Annotated in this window: 20 protein-coding genes; 10 read left to right on the forward strand and 10 right to left on the reverse strand. The window is 62.4% G+C overall.

The window, feature by feature from the left end; all coding sequences use genetic code 11:
* Nucleotides 1-33: 33 nt before the first annotated feature.
* The gene (locus tag ACFXS9_RS25455) at nt 34-1,065 is read right to left on the reverse strand and encodes an ABC transporter substrate-binding protein (RefSeq protein ID WP_392693311.1); all 1,032 of its coding nucleotides are present in this window, start codon (nt 1,063-1,065) and stop codon (nt 34-36) included.
* A 275-nt stretch (nt 1,066-1,340) separates the two neighbouring features.
* Here ACFXS9_RS25455 and ACFXS9_RS25460 point away from each other — a divergent pair, with 275 nt between their 5' ends.
* Nucleotides 1,341-2,258, forward strand: coding sequence for a LysR substrate-binding domain-containing protein (locus tag ACFXS9_RS25460; RefSeq protein WP_392693314.1), 918 nt, complete (start codon nt 1,341-1,343; stop codon nt 2,256-2,258).
* A 234-nt stretch (nt 2,259-2,492) separates the two neighbouring features.
* Complete coding sequence (locus tag ACFXS9_RS25465) at nt 2,493-2,771, forward strand: hypothetical protein (protein ID WP_392693317.1); 279 nt, start codon at nt 2,493-2,495, stop codon at nt 2,769-2,771.
* On the opposite strand, the gene ACFXS9_RS25470 is transcribed toward ACFXS9_RS25465, so the two are convergent.
* Nucleotides 2,739-3,431 carry a GntR family transcriptional regulator gene (locus tag ACFXS9_RS25470; protein ID WP_392693320.1) on the reverse strand — a complete coding sequence of 231 codons (693 nt, stop codon included), beginning with the start codon at nt 3,429-3,431 and terminating at the stop codon, nt 2,739-2,741. The genes ACFXS9_RS25465 and ACFXS9_RS25470 overlap by 33 nt on opposite strands.
* 112 nt (nt 3,432-3,543) lie before the next feature.
* On the opposite strand from ACFXS9_RS25470, the gene ACFXS9_RS25475 reads away from it, so the two are divergent.
* The 6 genes from ACFXS9_RS25475 to ACFXS9_RS25500 are packed head-to-tail and all read left to right on the forward strand — an operon-like array spanning nt 3,544 to nt 9,764.
* On the forward strand, nt 3,544-4,521 hold the full coding sequence (locus tag ACFXS9_RS25475; RefSeq protein WP_392693323.1) for a Bug family tripartite tricarboxylate transporter substrate binding protein: 978 nt from the start codon (nt 3,544-3,546) through the stop codon (nt 4,519-4,521).
* Nucleotides 4,522-4,575: 54 nt separating this feature from the next.
* Nucleotides 4,576-5,715, forward strand: coding sequence for a mandelate racemase/muconate lactonizing enzyme family protein (locus ACFXS9_RS25480; protein WP_392693326.1), 1,140 nt, complete (start codon nt 4,576-4,578; stop codon nt 5,713-5,715).
* Between the two features lie 16 nt (nt 5,716-5,731).
* On the forward strand, nt 5,732-6,637 hold the full coding sequence (locus ACFXS9_RS25485) for a fumarylacetoacetate hydrolase family protein (RefSeq protein ID WP_392693328.1): 906 nt from the start codon (nt 5,732-5,734) through the stop codon (nt 6,635-6,637).
* Entirely contained in the window at nt 6,630-7,589 is a 960-nt protein-coding gene (locus ACFXS9_RS25490) for an NAD(P)-dependent oxidoreductase (RefSeq protein WP_392693330.1), read from the forward strand. The genes ACFXS9_RS25485 and ACFXS9_RS25490 overlap by 8 nt, the downstream gene beginning before the upstream one ends.
* 8 nt (nt 7,590-7,597) lie before the next feature.
* The gene (locus ACFXS9_RS25495) at nt 7,598-8,737 is read left to right on the forward strand and encodes a mandelate racemase/muconate lactonizing enzyme family protein (RefSeq protein ID WP_392693333.1); all 1,140 of its coding nucleotides are present in this window, start codon (nt 7,598-7,600) and stop codon (nt 8,735-8,737) included.
* A complete protein-coding gene (locus ACFXS9_RS25500; protein WP_392693335.1) occupies nt 8,730-9,764 on the forward strand; it encodes a Bug family tripartite tricarboxylate transporter substrate binding protein in 1,035 nt (344 codons plus the stop codon). The genes ACFXS9_RS25495 and ACFXS9_RS25500 overlap by 8 nt, the downstream gene beginning before the upstream one ends.
* A 407-nt stretch (nt 9,765-10,171) precedes the next feature.
* On the opposite strand, the gene ACFXS9_RS25505 is transcribed toward ACFXS9_RS25500, so the two are convergent.
* Nucleotides 10,172-10,771 (reverse strand): TetR/AcrR family transcriptional regulator, encoded by a 600-nt coding sequence (locus ACFXS9_RS25505; protein WP_392693338.1) that lies wholly within the window; start codon nt 10,769-10,771, stop codon nt 10,172-10,174.
* A 202-nt stretch (nt 10,772-10,973) separates the two neighbouring features.
* Between ACFXS9_RS25505 and ACFXS9_RS25510 the strand changes: the two genes are divergently transcribed.
* Together ACFXS9_RS25510 and ACFXS9_RS25515 are read left to right on the forward strand one after the other, a co-directional pair.
* On the forward strand, nt 10,974-12,215 hold the full coding sequence (locus ACFXS9_RS25510) for an efflux RND transporter periplasmic adaptor subunit (RefSeq protein ID WP_392693340.1): 1,242 nt from the start codon (nt 10,974-10,976) through the stop codon (nt 12,213-12,215).
* A 26-nt stretch (nt 12,216-12,241) separates the two neighbouring features.
* Complete coding sequence (locus tag ACFXS9_RS25515) at nt 12,242-15,430, forward strand: efflux RND transporter permease subunit (RefSeq protein WP_392693343.1); 3,189 nt, start codon at nt 12,242-12,244, stop codon at nt 15,428-15,430.
* Nucleotides 15,431-16,050: 620 nt separating this feature from the next.
* On the opposite strand, the gene ACFXS9_RS25520 is transcribed toward ACFXS9_RS25515, so the two are convergent.
* The 7 genes from ACFXS9_RS25520 to ACFXS9_RS25550 form a co-directional block, all read right to left on the reverse strand.
* Complete coding sequence (locus ACFXS9_RS25520; RefSeq protein WP_392693345.1) at nt 16,051-18,165, reverse strand: ATP-binding cassette domain-containing protein; 2,115 nt, start codon at nt 18,163-18,165, stop codon at nt 16,051-16,053.
* A complete protein-coding gene (locus ACFXS9_RS25525; protein ID WP_392693348.1) occupies nt 18,162-19,268 on the reverse strand; it encodes a hypothetical protein in 1,107 nt (368 codons plus the stop codon). The genes ACFXS9_RS25520 and ACFXS9_RS25525 overlap by 4 nt, the downstream gene beginning before the upstream one ends.
* Nucleotides 19,265-19,897: a peptidoglycan-binding protein gene (locus ACFXS9_RS25530; RefSeq protein ID WP_392693351.1), complete on the reverse strand. Its 633-nt coding sequence runs from the start codon at nt 19,895-19,897 to the stop codon at nt 19,265-19,267. Before ACFXS9_RS25530 ends, ACFXS9_RS25525 begins: the two co-directional genes overlap by 4 nt.
* 161 nt (nt 19,898-20,058) lie before the next feature.
* Nucleotides 20,059-20,979 carry a hypothetical protein gene (locus ACFXS9_RS25535; RefSeq protein WP_392693353.1) on the reverse strand — a complete coding sequence of 307 codons (921 nt, stop codon included), beginning with the start codon at nt 20,977-20,979 and terminating at the stop codon, nt 20,059-20,061.
* 1 nt (nt 20,980) lies between these two features.
* Nucleotides 20,981-21,280, reverse strand: a complete 300-nt coding sequence (locus ACFXS9_RS25540) for a PepSY domain-containing protein (RefSeq protein ID WP_392693355.1) — start codon at nt 21,278-21,280, stop codon at nt 20,981-20,983.
* Nucleotides 21,281-21,527: 247 nt separating this feature from the next.
* Complete coding sequence (locus ACFXS9_RS25545) at nt 21,528-22,652, reverse strand: PepSY domain-containing protein (RefSeq protein WP_392693358.1); 1,125 nt, start codon at nt 22,650-22,652, stop codon at nt 21,528-21,530.
* Nucleotides 22,653-22,752: 100 nt separating this feature from the next.
* Complete coding sequence (locus tag ACFXS9_RS25550) at nt 22,753-23,454, reverse strand: hypothetical protein (RefSeq protein WP_392693360.1); 702 nt, start codon at nt 23,452-23,454, stop codon at nt 22,753-22,755.
* Nucleotide 23,455 lies beyond the last annotated feature (1 nt).

Raw genomic sequence — 23,455 nt, forward strand, 5'->3', positions numbered from 1 at the left:
CCAAAGTCCCGCCCGCCGGCGTCGAGCCTCAGCTCAGCGCTCGACCTCGCGATTCCACCGCTTGGTCCATTCTTCGCGCTTGTCGTTGATGATCGCCCAGTCTGGCGTATAGAGCTTTGCCGCGCGCTCGCCGATCGGCGCCATCTTGCCGAGCTCCGGCGGCACCACGACCGACTTCAGCACCGGGCCGTAGCCGTAATCCTTCAGCAACACGAGCTGTGTTTTCGGCTCGAGCAGCGTCTTGATGAATGCCGAGGCGAGCGGTGACGCGTTGGGCTTGGTGATCGGACAGGCGGTCGTCAGCAGCGTGGCCGCACCTTCCTTCGGATAGACGAAGTCGACGGGGAAGCCGGTGTTGGCAAAGCTCTGGACGCGAGCCGAACCCCACACGGCCAACACGGCTTGGCCGGACTGGAACAGTTCGGTCATCTTGCCTGGCGAGGGCTCATAAGCCAGCACATTGGGATTGACATCAGTCTTGATAATCTTAAAGCCGGCATCGGCGTTGGCTTCGCTGCCACTGTTCATCTTCGCAAGCATCAGCAACGTGTGCAGACCATACGTATTGTTGATGGGCGGAATGACGAGCTGCTTCTGGTACTTTGGATCCTTGAGATCGTTCCAAGAGGTCGGCGGCGCCCAGCCTTTCTCCGCGAAGACTTTGGTGTTGTACATCAGACCGGTCGCGACCAGACCAATGCCAACCGCGCGGTCGTCCTTGAAGCGCGCGGCCTCGTAGAGATCGGCAGGCAGGCCTTCGATCTTGCCGCAGAAGCCAAGCTGGATTGCCTGGTACATCGGACCGTCATCGACGATCGCCACATCGATCTGCTGGTTGCCCTTCTGAGCTTGTAACTTGGCAAGCGTATCTGTCGAGTTGCCGGCGACGTATTCGACCTTGACGCCGTTGCTCTGCTCGAAGCCCGGGATGACCTCGTCGCGGATCGTCTTCTCGAAGGAGCCGCCATAACCCGCGACATAGAGCGTCTTCTGCTGCGCCAAAAGCGGTGACGGGGCTAAGGCGAGGGTCGCGAGGGTCGCTGTCACAAGGCCGAGCTGCTTCATGTGAATCAATCTCCAATACCGTGCGAGGTGCACCCGGCGCGCAACCCCAATTCGACCGGCTCTAGTCCCCCTCCTCCGAGCAAAGCGCATGCATTCGCTCGTCGGCCTCGCGGCACGACGTGACGTCGCACCGCGCGGGAAATTTTGGGCGTCCGGGTCGCTGCCCAAAAAACTGGCTTTATCCAGCTCTGATGAAAAAGATCGCAGATCACCGCTTTCGCCGTCAATTAATAATGGCACCATCTGCATACCGAAATGTTATGGACGGAGCAGAGATGGCGCGGATCAATTCGCGGCAGGTCGAAGCCTTCCGCGCGATGATGCTGACGGGCAGCGTGACGGAGGCGGCAAAACTGATAGCCGTGACCCAACCGGCGGTAAGCCGGCTGTTGCGCGACTTTCAGGCGCTTCTCAAGATGAAGCTGTTCGAGAGACGCGGCAGCGGCCTTGTGCCGACGGCCGCCGCAACCGCGCTCTATATGGAAGTCGAACGCTCCTTCGTTGGACTCGAACGCATCACCGCGGCCGCTGAAGAGATCCGTAGCCGCCGGACCGGCACGCTGCGGATTGCAGCCCTGCCGGCCCTGTCCAACGGCTACCTGCCGCGGCTGGCTGGCGGTTTCCTGAAGGAGCGGCCGAACCTTAACCTGTCATTTTTCGGCGTCATCTCGCCGATCGTGATCGATTGGGTTTTGAACCATCAGTGCGACATCGGCTTTGCCGAGGTACCGATCGCTCATTCCGGTCTACCGTGCGTGCGATTGCCGGCGCCGGCTCGTGTTGCAATTCTTCCCGCCGGACACCGACTCGCGGCCAAGGCGACGCTGCAGCCACGCGATTTCGAAGGAGAGACCTTCGTGTCCCTGACGGCGGGATCGACCGGCCGCCATCTGATCGACCAAGCCTTCAATCGCGACGACGTCCGCCGAATTCTTCGAGTCGAGACCAGCCTGTCCGAAATCATGTGCGGGTTGGTCTCATCCGGCATCGGCGTGGCGATCTGCGATCCGTTTACGGCGCAGGAGTTCGAGGGCCGCGGCGTCGTGGCGCGCCCTTTTTCGCCGCGGATCGATTTCGAGTTCGCTGCAGTATTTCCGCCGCAGCGCAGTCCCTCACCTGTTGCCTTGGATTTGGTGGAGGTCATGCGGCAGGCGCTTGGCGAGTTGAGCAGGCTGCCCGTCGCCAAAAACTGATGGCGGTAGGGAGCCGAACGCCACTCAGCCTTTTGCGTCGCCATTGTCATCACGTTTGCTCCGCTCGTATATTGACCTGTACTTTGTGAGTACGGTCAACGGCAGATGGACCCAGTTCCCGCCCCGACTGCCGTGTGTCCGCGACTTTTCGAGATCTGGAGACGCCTTAGTGGCTCGTCTTCTTTCGATTGCGGGGATTGGCAACGCTAATATACGAGCGATCGCCGCTTAGCGTTGCCGGCTGAATGGCTTCCTCAAGCGGAGCGCGACGCCGCCTATGACAACAATGCGGCGGTAAAGAGCAGCGCAGCGCTGATCGCCGAACGAAGCCAGGCGTCCGAAACGCTGCGCGCCAGCCGCAAGTCCTTTCTAGCCATTTCGCGGAAATTCAACCGTGAGCACAATTTCGGCGCCGCCGCCATCGGCTCAACGGTTCTGAACGTCGGCAAGAGTTTCCAAGGCAAGCCTAGCGGCAAGCGACTAGACGGACGGGCGCCTCAACTGCCCCGTTGAATCTGCAAGACCGCCAAGATAGTGCGCGGCTTCGCTGATGTCGGCGACGATCTCACGCTCTGCGCCAGCCGCGTCACCCGCCATGATCGCCTTCAGCGCCGCGGTGTGATGATCCCACCCCTTCAAGAGCACGACATATTCGGGGATCACAAAGGACAGCACCGGGCCACAGCGCAGCCACATGTTCTCGATGGTCTCGACCAGCAGCGGGATGCCCGACATCGCGTAAATTCCGAAATGAAATTTTCGGTGATGCTCGAGATAACTTTCGAGCTTTCGCGCCTGGATCAGTGACTGCATTGTCGCAAGCCGCTCCTCAAGCCGGCGCAACGTGGCGTCGTCATGCCGCTGCAACGCGGCTTCGCGCGCCGCGCGTCCTTCGAGCGCGCAGCGCACCACCGTCAGATCCGCGAGCTCCTTGCGAGACAGGTTCGGCACGATCGCCGAATTGCGCGGTCCCTGCTGCAGTACGCCTTGCGCCACCAGGCGTGTGACGGCGTCGCGCACCGGTGTGATCGAAGTCCCGAAACTTTCGGCCAGTGCGCGCAAGGTCAGGACCGTGCCGGGCTCGAACTGCCCGGCCAGCAGCGCATCCCGCAACTGCGCGTGCGCCAGATCCCACAGCGGCTCACGCTCGATTCGTTTCAATGCCGTCGTCATCGGACGCTCGCTATCCCAGCGCGCGGCATGGCGCAAATTGACCTCTCAGCGAGGCGTATTGACCGGTCCATGTTGTTTGTTATAACAAACAACAAAACGGGAGGAAACAAAAATGCTCAAGTCCACCGCGATTATTCTGGCGTGCGCCATCGCCGCGTTCCCGGCCACCGCCGCCCAAGCCAAAACCACCTATCCGGCACGGGACATCACCTTCGTCGTGCCCTGGAATGCCGGCGGCTCGAACGACGTCGCGATCCGGGCCCTCGATCCGATCCTGCGCGAGCATGGCATCAAGCTCGTGATCGAGAACGTGGCCGGCGCCACCGGCACGATCGGCATGCGGCGGGTGGCGACCGCAGCCCCCGACGGCTACACGATCGGCATGGGCACGAGTTCGACGCTGGCGCTGATCGCGCAGGGCAAGACGCCGCTCACCAATGCGCAATTCACCCACATCGCCCGCGTCTCGACCGATCCGTTGATGTTGCTGGTGCCAACCAAGGCGGAGCAGAAATCCCTCGACGACTTCATCAAGCTCATGAAGGACAACCCCGACAAGGTGACGATCGGCACGCCCGGCAACTACAACCTCAACCACATTTTCGCGTCGATGACGGCGCGCGCCGCAGGCGTCAACTATGTCAACGTGCCCTACACCGGCGGATCGAAGGTGGTTGCCGACCTGCTCGGCGGACACGTCGCATCAGGCGTGCTCAAGCCGTCGGAAACCCTCGGACAAATCCAGGAAGGTCTGCTCAAGCCGATCGGCATCTTCGCGAACGAGCGGCTGGAGATGTTTCCGGATGTACCGACCTTCAAGGACCGGGGATACGACGTCTTCCCCTTCGGCCCCGTCGTCCAGATGGCCTATGTGGTTGCGCCGGCCAACCTGCCCGCCGATGTCAAGACCAAGCTCATCACCGCCTTCCGCGCGGCGATCCAAGATCCGCGCTTCAAGGAATTTTCCAAGAAGAACGCGTTCCTCGTCGATGACCTCACCGGCGAAGCCCTGACCAAGGAAGTCGACAGCGTCGCCAACGCGCTCGGCACCGTGGCGGCGCAGGTCTTCCCGAAGGACCAGAAAGAATAAGCGGCGACATCCCCGCCCTCCCGCTCCCTGCATCCCAGACAAAAGGCCACGCGCTTGCCCATCAAGAAAATCACCTGTCACCTCGTTGCAGCGCCGGTGCAGCGACCGTTCACTTCCTCGCGCGGCTGGCTCTACAAGACCCGCGGCACCTGCCTGGTCGAGATCGAAACCGACGATGGCATCGTCGGCTGGGGCGAATGCTACGGCCCCTCTGCCGTCGCCAAGGCCTTCATCGACACCCAGCTCGCGCCGCGCGTGATCGGCCGCGATCCGTTCGACATCGAGGTGATCTGGGAAGACCTCTATAACCGGATCAAGGACTACGGCCCGAAGGGCATGTCGATCGCCGCCATCAGCGGCATCGACATCGCGCTGTGGGACATCGTCGGCAAGGCCTGCAACAAGCCGGTTCACAAACTGATCGGCGGCGCGTTCCGCACCGAAGTCGATGCCTACGCCACAGGACTCTACTTCACCGACATGGACCGGCTGGTCGACGAGGCCGTCGAGGAAGCATCGGGCTATGTCAGGCAAGGCTTCAAGGCGATCAAGATGAAGATAGGCCTCGGCTCGATCAACCGCGATCTCGATCGCGTCAAGGCGGTGCGTGATGCCATTGGCCCCGACGTCAAACTGATGGTCGACGCCAATCATTGCCTGACCGTTCCGGCTGCGATCCGGCTTGGCCGCAAGCTGGAAGAACTCGATATCGAGTGGTTCGAGGAGCCGATCTCGCCGGAGGACATCGATGGGTATGTCGAGGTGTCGCGCGCGCTCGACATGGCGGTGGCAGGCGGCGAGAACGAATTCACCCGCTGGGGTTTTCGCGACGCTATCGTGCGCAAGGCGATGGACATCGTACAGCCAGACGTCTGCGCTGCCGGAGGCATCACCGAATGCAAGAAGATCGCGGCGCTTGCCTCGACGCATGGCGTCGAATGCGTGCCGCACGCGTGGGGCTCAGCGGTCGGTCTCGCCGCCACCATCCACTTCCTGGCGTCCATTCCGAACCTGCCGCCAAGCCTGTTTCCAACGCCGCCGATGCTGGAATTCGAGCAGGAGGAAAATCCGTTCCGCGATCATCTGGCCGTCGAGCCAATCCGCCAGATCAAGGGCACGATTGCGGTCCCGAACGGCGCAGGCCTCGGCATCGAGATCGATCGCGGCGTGATCGACCGCTATCGCATCGCCTGAACAGGTTGTTACAAGCATGAAATTCGTCAGCTTCAGCGAGCAGGGTTTTGTCCGCGCCGGCGTGCTGCTTGGGAATGGCGCCGGCGGGAACGACCAGATCGTCGATCTCGCGCATCCGTCGATGCGCGCGGCGCTGCGAGGCACGGCGCCGCAGATGCTGGCCTTGATCGAGGCCGGCCTCCCCGGCGCCGTCGAAAGCATCCGCGTGCACGGCCTGGCAGAGGCCGCAAAGCTTCCCATCACCTCCGTCACGCTGACGGCGCCGCTGCCCGAGCCACGACGTATCTTCGGCATTGCGCACAACTACCGCGACGCGCTGGCGGAGCGAGGTATGCCGCCGCCGGATAAACCGGTGCTGTTCATGAAAGCGCCGCGAACGATTACCGGAACCGGACAGCCCGTGGTTCTGCCGGCGGGAATCGGCAGCGTCACCTATGAAGCCGAACTTGCTGCCGTGATCGGGACCCGCGCCGAGTGTATCGGCAAGGACCGCGCGCTCGATCATGTCGTTGCCTATGGCTGCTTCAACGACATCAGCGCCAGCGCGATCATCAAGGCGGACGGCCATTTCGACCGCGGCAAGAATTTTGCGACGTTTGGGCCGTTTGGGCCGTATCTCGCCTCACGCGACGAAGTGAAGGACCCTCATGCGCTGGCCGTGTCGCTGAAAGTCGACGGCCGTGTGCTGCAGTCCGGTTCGACGCGGGACATGCTGTTCGACGTCGCCGATCTCGTCTCCTATCTGTCTGGGCTGCAGGCGCTCGAGCCCGGCGACATCATCGCCACCGGCACACCGGCCGGTGTGGCCGCCCTGCACAAGCCGCCGGCGTGGCTCAAGCCAGGCTCTACTGTCGAAGTCGAGGTCGAAAGCCTTGGCCGGCTGCGAAATCCGATTATCGAGGGACCTGCGCCAGATGCCTGACAAACCGATCGTCCTGCTGACCAATGCGATGCATCCCGACGGCGAAGCGATCCTCGCGCCGCATGTCCGCCTGATCGTCCCGCCCGACGCACGGCCGGAGACCTTGCGCGAATGGGCCAGGGATGCCGACGGCATCATCGTGCGCGCCAAGCTGCCGGACGACATCGTCGATCATGCGCCGCGCCTGAAGGGCATCGTCCGTCACGGCGTCGGCCTCGACTTCATCCCGGTTGCCGCCGCCACCGCGCGCGGCATCGCGGTGGCCAACCTGCCGGGAAGCAACACCAGCGCGGTGGCCGAATATGTGATGTCGGCCTTGATGCATCTGCGCCGGCCGCTGCAGCGGGTGGACGGACGCCTGCGCAGCGAAGGCTGGGCCGCTTCGCGCGCCACCGCCGACGGCCTGACCGAACTGAGTGGCTCGGTGCTCGGCATCGTCGGTGTCGGCACGATCGGCCGTCGGATTGCGAATATCGCACGCGACGGTTTCGGGATAACGGTCCTCGGCACCTCCCGCAAGAGATCGCTGCCCGCCGGCATCGAGGAAGTCTCGCTTCAAGACCTGTTCGCACGCAGCGATGCGATCGCGGTCTGCTGCGCGCTGACCGACGAAACCCGGGGCTTGGTCAGCCGCGAGCTTATCGCCCGGATGCGCCCGTCAGCCGTGCTGGTGAACGTCTCGCGCGGCGCCGTGATCGAGACGCCTGCCCTCATCGATGCGCTGCAATCGCAAAAGATCGGCGGTGCGGCGCTCGACGTGTTCGACGTTCAACCACTACCGTCGAACGACGCGCTGTTCGATTGTCCGAACCTGCTGCTGACGCCGCATACCGCGGGGATCACCGCCACGAGCGGCCGCGCGATGGCGGTCGGCTCGGCCGAGGAAATGCTTCGTATCCTGCGCGGCGAGCAGCTGCTCAATCTTGTCAATCCCGCCTACAGGGCGGCATGAGGTCCAACATGCGCATTACATCGATCAAGGCGGTCCCGATCTCCTACCGCGTACCGGAGGGACAGAACGTCAGGCTGGGCATCGGCCGCGCCGTGAAGCGCGACGCGGTGCTGGTGAAGGTCACCACCGACGAAGGCCTGACCGGATGGGGCGAGGCCCATCACGGCCGCTGCCCAGGCGCGATCGCCAAACTGATCGACACCACAATCTCGGAACTCGCCGTCGGCATGGATGCGATGAACGTCGTCGGTGTCTGGCAGCGCGTCTACCAGATGCAATTGGCGAGTCACGGCATGGGATATGCCGCCGCGATGGCCTTGAGCGGCCTCGATCTTGCTCTGTGGGATATCAGGGCCAAGGCCGCGGGCTGGCCGCTCTACAAACTGCTCGGTGGCGCTTCAAAACCGATCAAGGCCTATGCGGGCGGCATTTCGCTCGGCTGGCAGGAGCCGCAATCGCTTGCGCAGGAAGCCCTCGGCTATGTCGCGCAAGGATATCGGGCGATCAAGCTTCGCGTCGGCGACACTCCCCGCGACGATGTCGCCCGCGCAACCGCCGTCCGCGCAGCGGTCGGAGACGCCATCGAGGTCCTGGTGGACGCCAACACCGGCTACACCGTCGATGACGTGCGCCGGGTGATGCCGGCCTATGAGGAACTGCAGATCGGATGGCTCGAAGAACCATTCCCGGCGCAGGACTATCGCTCTTACCAGACGGCTGCATCGCTCGGCACCACGCCGCTGGCGGCCGGCGAGAATCACTACACCCGCTTCGAGTTCACACGCCTGATCGAAGACCGCGCCGTGAGCTTCGTGCAGCCGGACCTGTCCAAGACCGGCGGCGTCACCGAGGCGATCCGGATCGCCGGCATGGCCTACGCGTGGAAGCTGTCGTTCAATCCGCACACCTCGGCAACCGGCATCAACATGGCCGCGACCATCAACGTGCTCGCGGCCGTCGACCTCCCCGGATACTTCGAGGGCGATGTCGCCAGGCACAACCCGTTCCGCGACGAGGTCGGCGGCATCCCCTACACGCTCGACGCCGACGGACGCGTCAAGCCGTCGGAAACACCCGGGCTTGGCGTCGAGATCGATGAAGCCTTCATCAACGCCCATCCACTGATCGACGGACCTTGCTATGTCTGAAACGCAGCGGGCTGAAGTTACATCGAGCGCACTCCGTCTTGTTCACTTCGCCTGCCGCGCTCTCGTCGTTCTCCTCCTCGGCGGCGCCGCCGCATCGGCGCAGACCGCCCCAACACCGGCCGATCCGGACAATTACCCGAACCGGACCATCCGCTACATCGTTCCCTACCCGCCCGGCGGATTCAACGACACGCTGGCGCGGATCGTATCGCAAAAGCTCGGGGAAGCCTGGGGAGTTCCGGTCGTGGTCGAGAACCGACCGGGCGGCGGCACGCTGATCGCTACCGAAGCTGTCGCCAAGGCCGCGCCCGACGGTTACACCCTGCTCGGCGTCGCGTTTCCGTTCGGCGCCAATCCCAGCATCTACAAGAATCTCCCCTACGATACGGTGAAGGACTTCACGGCGCTGATCTTCGCGGGTCAGACGCAGAATCTCCTTGTCATGAGGCCCTCGATGCCGATCAATTCTGTCAAGGAGTTGATCGACTACGCCAGGAAGAATCCGGGCAAGGTCAGCTACGGCTCTACCGGCATCGGCTCGTCCAACCATCTCTCGATGGAATTGTTCAAGAGCATGGCCGGGATCGACATCGTGCACGTCCCCTACAAAGGCAGCGCGCCGATGGTGAACGATCTGCTCGGCGGGCACATCGATACCGCCTTCGACAACACGCCGAACGTATTGCCCCAGGTCAAGGCCGACAAACTGCGCGCGCTTGGCGTCAGCAGCAAGGCGCGCTCGGCGCTCGCCGCAAACGTACCGACGGTGGCGGAGGCCGGCGTTCCCGGATACGAAGTCACCGTGTGGTTCGGCATCGTCGGGCCCGCAGGCATGCGGCCGGAGATCGTACAAGAGCTGAATGCCGAGATGAACGCGATCTTCAAAATGGACGATGTGAAGCGCCGTTTCGTGGACCAGGGTGTCGAACCCGTCGGCGGAACGCCATCACAGTTCGCGGATCATATTCGCGCCGAGATCCAGAAATGGGCCAAGGTTGTAAAGGATGCCAACATTCAGCCGGAGTGAGTCTTGCATTGCGGCTCTGCATCGAAGGCGCAAGATCCTCGCCGATATCCTTGGGTCTGCGCGGACTTCAGATCGAAGGACATAGCTGTAGTGCGCCCACCAATATTGAACTCGAGAGGACAATGGGAGTAGCAGGCAATAGCCCCTGCGTGCCGAACGCAGTGCACGTGTTCTAAGTCATTGATCTTTCTCGCGTGACGGTCGATATCGCCCCGTTTTGTTCACGGTCATTTCACCCAATTCGTTGCGATTTCGTTGCGGCGGTTCTTAACGAGAACGGCGCTCGCTGGGAACACTTGGATCTTCGGAGACTTGGTGTGCTTCCTCGGACGCGGGGTAAGGTCCACCTCTCTTCCTCAGGTAACCCTCGTCCGTCGCGCAGTTCGGCTCGGCAAGAAGATGACCTCTCACGTTGTCGACTGTTCTTCGAAAACTTTGACGGATACGTTCGCCACTTGTCGCAACGCTTCGCGATCGGCGCCTGATGACGCCATCACGCCCATGCCGGCGGACACCGCCGAAAGATAGCGCGCCAGCGCGGCAGCGTCGGCGGTCTGCTTCAGATCGCCCTCCTTCTTCGCCCTGGCGAAGCGTTCGCGTAGCTGATCCTCGGTCAGTGCACGGCGCGCTGCGAGCTCGAAGGGAACGTTCTCCGAACCGGTACCGCAGGCAAGGCCGCCTTGCACGAGCAGGCAACCGGGCGGATTGTCAGGATCGGTCTGGATGTCCGCGGTCTCCATGAGCATCCGCTCCGCGACGTCGCGGGCGGTCGGCGCGCTCAAAACCCCCTCCATCCAGGCCGCGCGTTTGGCCGTGTACCTGTCGAGGGCAGCCTTCAGGAGACCTTCCTTATTTCCAAATGCCGCATAGAGGCTCGGCGGGTTAATGCCCATCGCCTCGGTAAGCTGGGCAACGGTCGCGCCCTCATAGCCATGTCTCCAGAAGACTTCCATCGCCTGATCCAATGCGGCATCGGCGTCGAATTCTCTCGGGCGTCCCATGGCCATTCGCGTTACTCCCTTGAGGCCGACGCCGTTTTCCGCTCGGCGTTCAATCCTCTAACCTTCTGATTTATCGTGGTTCTTTTATTTGATTTCCAGTCTTTCGGCTTGCGACATAAGATTTTCGTAGTGTGCAGTACATAAGTATCTTGCGGACCGCCGTCCAGCTCCACATCTGTAGCGAACACTACATTTATGGAGCGCGCAAATGCCCCCATCCGCCAATACCTCCCGTTCCGGTCGATTCCGACGCGTTGTCGGCGGCGTTGCCATTATCGGCGTCCTCGCGGCGGCCGGTTCGATCGCGAGCGGCCGCTATTTTCACGCGGCGAGGGCGACCACAGGGACCGCACCCGAACAGGCCGTCTCCGTCACGATCGCGGTGATCGAGCCGCGTCGGACCGCGCTGTGGGATGACTTCTCTGGACGTCTCGAAGCCGTCAACCGCGTCGAGCTCCGCCCACGCGTCGCTGGCGCAATCCTGTCGGCCAACTTTGCCGAGGGCGCGTTGGTGAAAGCTGGCGATGTCCTGTTCAAGATTGATCCCGCGCCCTACGCCGCCGAAGTGGATAAGGCCAGCGCGCAGCTCGAGGCAGCAAAAGCGCGTGCGATCTTCACTGCGAGCGAAGTCGAGCGCGGCGCGCAGCTCGTCGGCAACGCCGTCGTCACGCGGCGCGATTTCGATCAGCGCGAGAACGCCAATCGCGAAGCGATCGCCAATGTGAAGGCGGCCGAGGCGACGCTGCAGACTGCAAAGCTCAATCTGAACTACACCGAGGTCCGCGCACCCGTCGATGGCCGCGTCGGCAAGATCGAGGTGACCGTCGGAAATCTCGTGGCCGCAGGGACTGCCTCCCCGGTCCTGACCTCTCTTGTCTCTGTCAACCCGATCTATGCGAGTTTCGATGCGGACGAAGAGATCGTGCTGCGGGCGCTGAATTCCATTGCAGATAGTTCCGGCAAGCGCGGCAATCTTGATCAGATACCCGTCGAGATGACCACCTCCGGCGGCACATCGGCCAAAGGCCATATCCAGTTGATCGACAATCAGGTCAATGGCCAGAGCGGCACGATACGCGTCCGCGCGGTATTCCAGAACGAGGATGGCCGCCTCATCCCCGGCCAGTTCGCGCGGGTGCGGATGGGCCAGCCGCAGCAACAGACGCTGGTGATGATCGACGAGCGAGCCATCGGCACCGACCAAGATAAGAAGTTCGTTATGGTGGTCAGCGACGACAACCGCGCGGTCTATCGCGGAATAACGCTCGGCGGCGCCGTCGACGGGCTCCGCATCGTGACGGGTGGCCTAAAATCCGGTGACCGCATCGTCGTGAATGGCCTACAGCGGGTACGCCCGGGCGCGCTCCTGAAGACCGAAATGGCGGAGATGGGCTCGCGCGGCCCACAGCAAGCATCGAACGACAGCAACCAGCAAATCGTGCAGCGCTAACTACCCGCAGCGCTTGGGGCATAGCAATGAAACTCTCAAAGTTCTTCATCGATCGGCCGATCTTTGCCGGCGTGCTTTCGATCGTGATCTTCCTGGCCGGCCTAATCTCGCTCTTTGCCATGCCGATCTCGGAGTATCCGGACGTCGTGCCGCCCTCCGTGGTGGTGCGCGCGACTTACCCCGGCGCCAATCCGAAGGTGATCGCGGAGACAGTGGCAACGCCGATCGAGGAGCAAATCAACGGCGTCGAGAACATGCTCTATATGAGCAGCCAGGCAACCACCGACGGGGCGATGACACTGACAGTGACGTTCCGCCTCGGCACCGATCCTGACAAGGCGACACAGCTTGTGCAGAACCGCGTGCAGCAGGCCGAGCCGCGCCTGCCGGCGGTAGTTCGCCAGCTCGGCATTATCACCAAGAAGAGCTCGCCCGACCTCACCATGGTCGTGCACCTGCTGTCGCCAAATAACCGCTACGACATGACCTATCTCCGCAACTACGCGGTGCTGAACGTCAAGGACCGCCTTGCGCGGATCGACGGCGTCGGTGATGTTCAGCTCTACGGTGCCGGCGACTACTCGATGCGCGTCTGGGTCGACCCGCAGAAGGTCGCCGAGCACGGCCTGACCGCAAGCGACATCGTGAGGGCGATCCAGGCGCAGAACGTCGAGGCGGCCGCCGGCGTGGTCGGCTCCTCGCCGAGCGTCAAGGGCATCGACCTTCAGATGTCGGTCAACGCCGAAGGTCGGCTCGCGAGTGAAGAACAGTTCGGCGACATCGTGGTCAAGACCGGTTCGCGTGGCGAGGTGGTGCGGCTGCGCGACGTCGCGCGCATCGAATTAGGTGCGTCCGAATACGGCCTGCGCTCGCTGCTCGACAACAAACAGGCGGTGGCGATCCCGATCTTCCAGGCACCCGGCTCCAACGCGCTCCAGATCTCCGACCACGTCCGCGCCACCATGGCCGAGATCAAGAAGAACATGCCCGAGGGCGTATCCTACCAGATCGTCTACGACCCCACGCAGTTCGTGCGCTCGTCGATCGAGGCGGTGATCCACACGCTGCTGGAAGCGATCGCGCTGGTAGTACTGGTGGTCATCCTGTTCCTCCAAACCTGGCGGGCTTCCATCATTCCGCTCCTGGCCGTGCCAGTGTCGATCGTCGGCACATTCGCCGTGATGTACGTGTTCGGTTTCTCCATTAATGCACTCAGCCTGTTCGGCCTGGTGCTCGCGATCGGCATCGTCGTCGACGACGCTATCGTCGTGGTCGAGAACGTCGAGCGCAACATCGAGGCCGGGCTGTCTCCGCGAGACGCGACCTACCAGGCAATGCGGGAGGTCTCCGGCCCCATCATCGCGATCGCACTGGTCTTGATTGCCGTATTCGTTCCCCTCGCCTTCATCTCCGGCCTCACCGGGCAATTCTACAAGCAGTTCGCGCTGACGATCGCGATCTCGACCGTGATCTCCGCGGTCAACTCCCTGACGCTGTCGCCGGCATTGTCTGCGTTGCTGCTCAAGGGCCACAATGAGCCCAAGGACAGGCTGACCCTCATTCTGGAAAAAGGGCTCGGCTGGTTCTTCCGCGGCTTCAACCGCACCTTCGCGCGCGCCTCGGAAAATTATAGCGGCAGCGTGTCCAAAGTGATCTCCGGCAAGGCGGCGGTGATGGGCGTCTATCTGCTCCTGATCGGCCTGACCGCCCTGCTTTTCCAGCAGGTGCCGAGCGGCTTCGTCCCAGGTCAGGACAAGCAGTACCTCGTCGGCTTCGCACGCCTGCCCGACGGCGCCACGCTCGATCGCACCGAAGAGGTCATCCGCAAGATGAGCGACATTGCGCTGACGCAGCCCGGCGTCGAGAGCTCGGTGGCGTTTCCCGGCCTGTCGATCTCCGGTTTCACCAACTCCTCCAACGCCGGAATCGTGTTCTCTACCTTGAAGCCGTTCGACGAGCGCAAGGATCCCGCGCTGAGTGGCCACGCGATCGCGGCGGAGCTGAACAAGAAGTATGCCGAGATCCAGGAGTCCTTCATCGCCATGTTCCCGCCGCCGCCGGTCAACGGGCTCGGCACCATCGGCGGCTTCAAGCTCCAGATCGAGGACCGCGCGGGCCTCGGCTATGACGCGCTGAACGAGGCGACCAACGCGTTCATGGCCGCGATGCAGAAGGCGCCGGAAATCGCCGGCGTCTTCTCGAGCTTCCAGGTCAACGTGCCACAGTTGTTCGCCGACATTGACCGCACCAAGGCCTTGCAGCTCGGCGTGCCCGTGACAGAGGTCTTCAACACGCTGCAGATCTATCTGGGCTCGTACTACGTCAACGACTTCAATAAATTTGGCCGTACCTATTCGGTCCGTGTGCAAGCCGACGCGCCGTTCCGCGCGCGGGCCGACGACATCAGGCAATTGAAGGTGCGCTCGTCTTCCGGCGACATGATCCCGCTCTCGGCGCTCTTGAAGATCCGCCAGAGCGCCGGGCCTGAACGCGCGATCCGTTACAACGGTTTCTTGTCCTCCGACGTCAACGCCGCGGCAGCGCCCGGTTATTCCTCCGGCCAGGCTCAGGAAGCGGCCACGCGCATCGCCGCCGAAGTGCTACCGCCTGGCTTCGCTTTTGAATGGACCGACCTGACCTATCAGGAGTTCATCGCCGGCAACTCCGGCATCTGGGTTTTTCCACTCGCGATCCTCCTCGTGTTCCTGGTGCTGGCTGCGCTCTATGAGAGCCTGACCCTGCCCCTGTCGATCATCATGATCGTGCCAATGGGGTTGCTTGCCGCGATGTTCGGCGTCTGGATGTCGAAGGGCGACAATAACGTCTTCACCCAGATCGGATTGATCGTGCTGGTAGGATTGTCTGCCAAGAACGCGATCCTTATCGTCGAATTCGCGCGCGAACTGGAGTTCGCAGGTCGTTCGCCGATCCGGGCAGCGATCGAGGCAAGCCGCCTGCGGCTGCGTCCGATCCTGATGACCTCGATGGCATTCATCATGGGCGTCTTGCCCCTTGTGCTCTCGACCGGTGCCGGTTCGGAAATGCGCCGAGCCATGGGTGTCGCCGTCTTCTCTGGCATGATTGGCGTCACGGTGTTTGGCCTGTTCCTGACACCCGTGTTCTACGTTCTGTTGCGCACCGTCACGGGACTGAAGCCACTGACCAACCATTCCGCCAGTGTAGCGACCGGTCATGCGCCGGAGCCCGGTCGCTAATGCGGGGCACTCTGATCGAACGACGGGCAGTGGCTGGCCGCGGCCAAACGTCGAGCGCCCATAGGCCGAGGAACGCACGCGAGCCGCGGCCATTCGGCGCGGGGCAGAACGAGCCCCGCACGATCGACGAATAGATCAATCTCGACGAGTACGACCGGGCGTGTGTGCTCGCAATACGGCTTGCGACCATGCGGTGAGCGGCATTTCCAAACGCGCCAAAAAATTTGGAGGGAATGGAGTTGCTTACATAACGAACTCAGCAGCTTAAGGCTGGGGCGGGAGGGATCGAACCTCCGAATGGCGGAATCAAAATCAACTTGATTATCCAACGATTTCAAGGCGCATTTTGAAAAAAGGGCACGAAACACTATCCGTTTTCAATAGCTTGGTAGGCGTTTCCAAATAAGAAAGCAGCCCTCGCACAGAAGATCAGCCCAGAAAACCTGATGTAGCGAGGCTGCAGCCGCGTCGACTCCGAAGTGACACTCCAGTACGCAAACTTTTATGGAGCCGTTAATCAAAAGACATTCTGTTCTCCTTCCGCCGACGCGATCTATCTCGCCTCGGACGCGGTCAAAAGCAGCACGAGACGACAACAATCTTCCAGTCTGGCTGGCGCGTCATGGAAGTCGAGATGGCCTGCTAAACGGCAGGTTCGCGTTGCATGGTGGACAGAGGAATGCTCGGTCTTGTCGTCCTGCAGTCTTTTTCGGACGGGTGTTTGGAAGATGTGATCCCGTGCTCCGCATGCGGATGTAGGTCATTCGTGTCGAAACGCTTCGGCTGGCTCGAGCGCGGCGGCGCGCGAGGCGGGATAGACGCCGGACAGCAAACCGATCACTCCGCCTACGGCCGGAGCAAGCAAGGGAGCGATTGGGTCGAGCACCGGCGTCCAGACCTGATACGCCGAGACACCCACCACGATCAGCACGCCGACACTGGATCCGAGCAGTCCCCCCACGACGCCCATGGACGCGCTCGATGAGGAACTGTGAAGCGATGTGGCGACGAGTAGCGCCAATGGCGCGGCGCAGTCCAATCTCCGCCGTCCGCTCCATTACCCCCACCAGGGTGATATTTGCGATCCCGAGCGCGCCGACGACAAGCGACAGGCCGCCCAGCAGCAGGAACATCATATTGAGATCGGTTTGCACGTCATCGCGTACGCGACGCGGCTCCTGCGGCAGTTGCACGCGAAGCGTGCGCGGATCGTCCGGCCGCAGCGCCGCCCGCGCCTGCAGTGCGATCAGAGAAGCCGCACCGATCTTCGTCTCCACGACCACCATGCCGGGCCCGAATAGACTGAAATGCCGTCGCGCCGTGCCCTCGGGAATGATGACCGAACCAAGCAGTTCCGGCTTTCGCACCACATCACGGAGGATACCGATCACCAGATAGAGCTCGTCGCCGACATAGATCGCTGGCAGCCGCTCGACCCCAGCGATGCCCAGGCGACGCGCGGCATCGGGACCGAGGATCGCAACGCGCTCGGCGCGGGCAGAATGCCCCCCGTCGATAAACCGCCCCGAGGCGAGGTCGGCGCGCACCGCGCGGAACAAATCCGGCGAGGCGGCGCGCACCGCCAGTTTGAATGCGGTCTGATTGGCGGGATCCACCACCGGCGAGGCGCTGACGAGCATATCGTGGACATTGACGTCGCTGAGCAGGCCCGCGGCCACGACACCGTTCAGCCGGACCAGCCGTTCCGGCGCGTCCCATGGAATGGCGCGCGGATCAATCGTGCCGGTCGCCATTCCCGGCCGCGCCGTGATGAACAATTCCGTGGCTGCCAGTTGATCGAACTGACTGATGATGCGGTTACCGGCGGTTCGCGTCAGACCGATGGTGGCGACCAGCGCCGACATGCCGATCACGATGCCAAGCACCGTGAGCGCCATACGGGCCGGACGCGCGATCGCCCCGGCGATCGCCTCGGAGAGAAGATCGCGCATCGTGATCCCCGAAGCGACAATGCGCGCCCTGGATGGAGGCGGCAACGCCGTCTCGCTTCCACCAAACAGCTGGCCATCCTTCATGTTGACCCTGCGCGAGCCCCGGCATGCAACGTTTTCGTCGTGCGTGACGACGACAATCGTCATGCCATCCTTGTTGAGCTCGGAGAAGAAATCCAGGATCGACTCGGTGTTCTTGGAATCAAGATTCCCGGTCGGCTCGTCGCACAAGAGCAGGCTCGGTGATCCCATCAGAGCGCGGGCGATCGCCACCCGCTGACGTTCGCCGCCGGACAATTTGGAAGGCGGGAAATTTGCGCGATGCTCGAGGCCAACGCGGCGAATTTCCTCCATCGCCCGCTCGCGTCGCCCGCGCCCGGTGTGCCGGCGGTATACTTCCGCCAGCATGACGTTCTCGAGGACAGTGCGATAGGGCAGCAGGTGGAATGACTGAAAGATGAATCCAACGCGGCGGCTGCGCAGCCCGGCCCGCTCATTCTCGCTCAGCTTCGTCGTTTCGATACCATCAAAAACGTACTGTCCGCTGGTTGGCCGGTCGAGGCAACCGAGGATATTCAACAGCGTGGATTTCCCCGAGCCGGACGGACCGGTTATCGACAGCCATTCGCCGCGCCGCAACACGAGGTTGACATCGATCAATGCGTCGACAGCGGGATCGGTCCCGAATTGCTTGCACACTTTACGAAGGTCAAGGACATGGTCGGCTTCGACAGAAGCCGTCTTGATCGGCACCTCTGGCCGGATGTCCTCCATGAGCTTCATTTGACCGCCGCCGGCTCGGCCGTTTTATAGCCCACCACCACGAGTTGACCGGGCGCAAGTTGCCCATCGGGTGTGTTGACCTCGACATAGCCGCCCGTCGAAAGCCCCGGCTGCACGGTGACGTACTCCTGCTTGCCGCCGCGATCGACCAGTACGCGCGATGTTCCGTCGGCGGCAAGCGAGACCGCGCTGGTCGGCACCGCGGTGACCGCGCCCTTCGACGTTTCGATCGGGATAGTCAGCCGGACCGAAAACCCTGCCAGGAGCACAGGCGTGGTCTCCACCTTGACCCCGAGATAGAAGTGGTAACCGTCCACGCCGCGCGTGCCGGGTGTGGTCGCCACCGTCTCAACTACGCCGGTCGCCTTGATCCCAAGGGCCTGCTCGTCGATCGCAACTTTCATCCCGGGCTTCACCAACGGCGCGGCTTCAAGTGGCAGTTGCGAGTCGATGCTTAGCTGGTTATCGGTCACGCTCATAACCGGCCCGGAAGCATTGGCCGCGACCGTGGCGGTCACCTCGTGGACGCGAACCGGGAGCGACGGGATGAACACCACTTCGTCCGCTGGCACCTGCACCCCAAGCTTCGCGCGCGCGGCCGTGAACTCGGCGTTCAGCCGCTGTGCTCGTTCGCTCGCGACCCTGACGTCAAATTCAGCGAGTTCTTGCTGTTCCAGCGCTGCGCGCACGCTGCGCTCGCCTTCGAGGCGGGCCGCCTTCACGGCGCCCTCGGCGACCCGGATCCGTTCCTCGGCCAGCGCGGCCTCGCGCGCCGCGGTCTGAATCGCCAAATCGGCTTCCATCTTTGCCTTGCGCTGCGCGGCACGCGCCACTTTCAGCTTGGCCTCGGCCGCAGCACGCGCCGTTTCGGTCTGGCGCGGATCAAGAACGATCAGGGCACGATCGGCCATTTGCGTGGCGACATCGGCGCTGGCCGCGGTCGCCGAATGCGCGGCCCGCGCGCGTTCGGCTTCAAGCGCAAGCGATTTTCCGGCGCGCGCGTCCGCCAGCTGACGGTTGTCGCCAACGCGTGCCGCGCTGTCGAGAGAAGCCTGGCGCGTGTTCTGCTCCGCGATGGCCCGTGCAGCGGCGACCGCTTTCACCGCTGTTTCGCGCGTGGCCTCGGCCGCAAGCTGGGCGCGCGCGGCATCCGACCACCTCGCTCGAGCGCCGCGACGGCAGCGCGCTGCTCGCGGGTCGGTACGTACGGATCCCACCCGGCCCTCTTATACATGCGCTCGACCGCGGCGGATGTCTTCTCATCGTAATTGCCATCGACCGTGCCCGGATCGAAGCCAAGGCGAGCCAGGGCTTCTTCGAGTTGGCGGACGTCACCGCCGCTGGTTCCGGGCGCCATGTCGCGAAAAGCCGGTACCGCGCCGATGAGGACAAAGACCGGACGGCCGGATGCGGATAGAATCACCTCGCCTTCCCCAAAGTTCGTATTGGGTCGGGGTAACGACGAGATCAGTCCGGCGCCGCCCTTGACCGTGGAAGGCGCGATAGAAATCGGCTGCGGCAGCCCGAAGCGGACGGTGCCGCGGGTGACGACATCGGAACTCAATATCCGCGACTCCACGGGCACGAGAATCGCGGATGGCTCGGGGGCCGCCGTGCGCGCCGCGACCTCTGCCGGCGACTGGATCCTGGAGCCCATGTACCAGGCGCCAATCGCCATGCCGCCGACCACGCCCAGAATGGCCCAGAGAACGTTTACGCGCTTTGCGACCATGCCGTAGTCCCTCCCACCACCGACAGCGTGCGGGCCATCTTCGCAGGAAGCGTTGCGTCTGCCTTCGTCATGCGATGCGCTGCCAGGAAAGGAGATTACTCATAGGCGCCGATCGGGGAAAGTACGCAAGTGTACATCCTAAAGTGTACATCCTAACTGGTCTATTGCACCTTCCTGGAGAACAGCTCCTCCTGGATGCGCTCCTCGACCGGAGCCAACACCTCCTCCTGCATTTTGAAACTCCTGGCCGCGACCAGGCGCTCGTAATCCTGCAGTTTCCGTAGAGCGGCCTTCTGGTCCTGCGACATTTTGGAAACCAATAGCTTGCCACCCTCGGTCAGCGCGCTGAGCCGGTTCCGCAGGTCCGGTTCGATTTCGTCTGGATGGCCGTATTCGAAGCCGGCCTTCTTCATCTCCCGCTGCCAGAATCCAAGCGCGGCCTTCATCCGCGGATCCTTGTTGATCAGTGCATCCTGGGGATTGTAGTGGGTAGCCTTTAGCTGATCGGGTTTGAAAGTTTCAGCCAAAGCCTTGCGCGTGCAACCGCCGGTACGCGACAAATCCTCGATTTCCAGAGCGACCGCGAGGGTGTTGCTCACGTCATCTCCGAGCAACGCGCGATTGTAAGCGACCTGGTCTGCGGGGGAAAGCTTGCGGAAAATTTGCACATTGCGCTCGCCGAGACCGACGCGGGCGGGGCTGTAGCCGGTGGCGAGCTGAGGCGGCAGACCCGTGTAGAAGGTGGAGACGCCAAAGCCATGACGACTGACGAACTCCTCCTCACTAAGGCCTGGAAGATTTTTGTCCGCCGACATGCCCGCCCGCACCGTTTTGTGGTCGGCCGCGATGTACTGGAAGCCTTGTTCGCGCATGCAGCGGGCGATCAGTTCCTCAGTTTTCTCGATCGCCTGAACCAGTTCGCGCGGCGACAAGCCGAATTCCTCGGTGCCGAGGCCCTTCGGTGCCTGCGCCTGCGCCGCCGCTGTCGCTGGCGCGAGCAGGACGGCGAACAGGCCCATGTAAATTGCCCTCTTCATGGCGCTATCCTTTCCAATAACGAACCTCGTATCCAGCCGGTACATGTCAGTCCGTCCCGACAATCTTTCCGGTCTCGATATCGACGAAGACGTCCTTCTCGCCCTGCTCCGGTGATTGGATCTCGATCACGTAGACATTCTTGCCGCGCTTTTTCTCGATCGCCACGTCGGTGACTTCGCCGGGGATGCGTTCAAGCGCAATCTTCTTCGCCTGTTCTTCCGTGATCTTTGCCGCGGGCTGCGCACGCTCTTTCGAAGGGCCCGGTTGCTGCGCCTGCACGACGGCCACGGCTGGCGCAACAAGAAGAAGGCTGGCGAACAGGCACCAGTGGATCGTCCTCTTCATGGCGGTGTCCTTTCCGATCAAGAACCACATGAAATTCGTGTTCGGTTGTCCGCTGTCAGAATGTCCACGGACGCGCGTCTTTCTCGCCGTATTCGCTGGACGTTGCCTCCATCGCCATCTGTTGGCCGTTCGCTGAAGGCATCTGCAAGTCGGTGGAGCTGGTCTCGTCGCCGGTCAATCACCAGCGACGAGGGGCGCAGCTTTCGTATGCTCAGCACTCCACGGCCGTGGACGACGCGAACAACGGTTACTTATCCGTGCCCACCACCTTTCCCGATCCGATGTCAACGAAGACATCGGTTTCCACTCCGTCCTTTGCGGCAATGATCTCCACGGCGTAGACATTGTGTTTGCCGTATCGCTCGATCTTCATCGACGTGACCTTGCCTGGGACTTCCTTGAGTGCGGTTTGCGTCGCCTCCGACGAGCTGACTTTTGCAACCGGCGGCACAGTCTGCTTCCGAGGCTCCCGATGGTGTTTTCCAAAGCTCGCTATGTCCGTGCCGGGCAATGCGTCGGACGCAACCAGTTCACCATCCGAGGTGTCCTTGACGAGTCCCACTCCAGGGCACCACCACTTGTCCGTGATATCGGATGGATTGGTGAGGCTATACTCGCGTGTTCTCACACAATCCTTAAAGGTCCCGGCGGGAACGGTTATTGTGATCCCATCTTCCATGTTTTCCGTATAGCCATACGCCTCGGCCTCGTGCCCGTCGAAGATGTATTTGTCACCGACGGCAAAGCTCCCAGGCATCAGCAAGCCGGGCTCGGCGATACCGTTGCCATCAGGGTCGCCGACACGCCAGGTCCCGGCAAAGACCTTGCGTCCTACCTGGTCTATCTCCCAGCTCACTTCGCCGAACGTGTACATAGCGTTTGTTGCCTTATCCACGCAGAACCAGTTTTCCGCCCGCTGGTCCAATACGCCGTCGTAGAATTCCTCTTCCTGGACGACGCCACATTCGAACTTGCCAATACCCGGAACATCAAACGGTTCGGTCTTGTCGAGAACCTGGACTTCTATCCGTAAGAGTCCATGTGGATGGTTTGGATGCTCCATGATGTATCGAAAGCCTGGCCTCATCGGAAAATAGAGCGGGTGGTGTCCACTTGGGACCAGGTTTTCCGCCTTCAAGTTCCAGTCTTTGAGTGAGGAAAAATCGACCCGGGCGCCGCTCTGGGTGCGCCCTGGCTGATCCTTGAATTCCCGCGCCACAGCGCTGTCGCCATGCCAAGTGCCGCCGGCGAGCACGAGCCCGGCCGCGGTCAGAACCGTGGCCGTCGTGAGGGCGGCACGCCAGCGGGCGAGCGGGCCAGATCGCCAGCTCGTCGGCTTCATCTGTTTATCCAACGTCTGCTTGTCTAACATTGCGACCTCCCTAGAATTTGGGCGGTGGGTCCGACCCAAGGGCCGCCCAGGGTTAGTTGACGAACGGAAAGAAAGCACCGACGCTTCGGGTGGAACTGACTCATCGCGCCCTCGCAGTGGTGAAGCCGGCTTCGATGAAGGACCAATTGCCGTCCTTGGCGACGGTCCCGATCGCGAATTTGTAGGTCTGGCCGGCGCGCAAGAACCCTGCAGGTACCGTGAAGGATTTGGCCGAACCGGGCAGCAGTGCCCGGATCTCGTAGACCGAACCGGTTTGCTCGATAACGATGGCGCAGCCCTCGATCCCCTCCGGCACAGACCAGCGCAGGGTCAGCGCGGTGGCGGGCACGTCTTTCTGATCAGGCCGCGGATATTCGAATCCGGCAGGCTTTGGGAACACGTGACTCAACTGCGCCTCACCGCGCAGGCTTTCCCCTTTGGTCGTCGTCCCCTCAAAACGATATGCGCCCGCCGGGAAATCAGCGCGTACGATCCTATCGTCGTCGGGCTCTGGCGATTCGAGCGTGAGGCTGCGGATTCCCAGCTTCGAGTCCGGCGTTTTCAGCTCGATCACCGTACGCGCGCCCGGCGCCGATACCTTCAACGCAGCCAGGCCATCGTCCCCGCCGGTTGCCTCGAAACGAATTTCGGCATCGTGATCCTGTATATTGCGTTCGAGATGGACGGAGAGCTTTTCAAAGCGGCCATCCTCGGCCGCGGCTCCTGTCACCGGATACGCAAGAGCAGACAACGTCGCAGCGGCGGCGACAATCCAACCATTGTGGCGACGTACGGCTTTCATA

The organism is Bradyrhizobium sp. RDI18, assembly GCF_043203335.1.
GTDB classification, from domain to species: Bacteria; Pseudomonadota; Alphaproteobacteria; order Rhizobiales; family Xanthobacteraceae; genus Bradyrhizobium; species Bradyrhizobium retamae.

Coding starts and splice junctions, on each gene's coding strand:
- ACFXS9_RS25460 (WP_392693314.1), top strand. CDS start 1,341: ATGGCGCGGATCAATTCGCGGCAGGTCGAAGCCTTCCGCGCGATGATG.
- ACFXS9_RS25505 (WP_392693338.1), bottom strand. CDS start 10,771: ATGGCCATGGGACGCCCGAGAGAATTCGACGCCGATGCCGCATTGGAT.
- ACFXS9_RS25515 (WP_392693343.1), top strand. CDS start 12,242: ATGAAACTCTCAAAGTTCTTCATCGATCGGCCGATCTTTGCCGGCGTG.
- ACFXS9_RS25520 (WP_392693345.1), bottom strand. CDS start 18,165: ATGAAGCTCATGGAGGACATCCGGCCAGAGGTGCCGATCAAGACGGCT.
- ACFXS9_RS25475 (WP_392693323.1), top strand. CDS start 3,544: ATGCTCAAGTCCACCGCGATTATTCTGGCGTGCGCCATCGCCGCGTTC.
- ACFXS9_RS25550 (WP_392693360.1), bottom strand. CDS start 23,454: ATGAAAGCCGTACGTCGCCACAATGGTTGGATTGTCGCCGCCGCTGCG.
- ACFXS9_RS25485 (WP_392693328.1), top strand. CDS start 5,732: ATGAAATTCGTCAGCTTCAGCGAGCAGGGTTTTGTCCGCGCCGGCGTG.
- ACFXS9_RS25545 (WP_392693358.1), bottom strand. CDS start 22,652: ATGTTAGACAAGCAGACGTTGGATAAACAGATGAAGCCGACGAGCTGG.
- ACFXS9_RS25540 (WP_392693355.1), bottom strand. CDS start 21,280: ATGAAGAGGACGATCCACTGGTGCCTGTTCGCCAGCCTTCTTCTTGTT.
- ACFXS9_RS25535 (WP_392693353.1), bottom strand. CDS start 20,979: ATGTACCGGCTGGATACGAGGTTCGTTATTGGAAAGGATAGCGCCATG.
- ACFXS9_RS25530 (WP_392693351.1), bottom strand. CDS start 19,897: ATGGTCGCAAAGCGCGTAAACGTTCTCTGGGCCATTCTGGGCGTGGTC.
- ACFXS9_RS25470 (WP_392693320.1), bottom strand. CDS start 3,431: ATGACGACGGCATTGAAACGAATCGAGCGTGAGCCGCTGTGGGATCTG.
- ACFXS9_RS25495 (WP_392693333.1), top strand. CDS start 7,598: ATGCGCATTACATCGATCAAGGCGGTCCCGATCTCCTACCGCGTACCG.
- ACFXS9_RS25500 (WP_392693335.1), top strand. CDS start 8,730: ATGTCTGAAACGCAGCGGGCTGAAGTTACATCGAGCGCACTCCGTCTT.
- ACFXS9_RS25455 (WP_392693311.1), bottom strand. CDS start 1,065: ATGAAGCAGCTCGGCCTTGTGACAGCGACCCTCGCGACCCTCGCCTTA.
- ACFXS9_RS25510 (WP_392693340.1), top strand. CDS start 10,974: ATGCCCCCATCCGCCAATACCTCCCGTTCCGGTCGATTCCGACGCGTT.
- ACFXS9_RS25490 (WP_392693330.1), top strand. CDS start 6,630: ATGCCTGACAAACCGATCGTCCTGCTGACCAATGCGATGCATCCCGAC.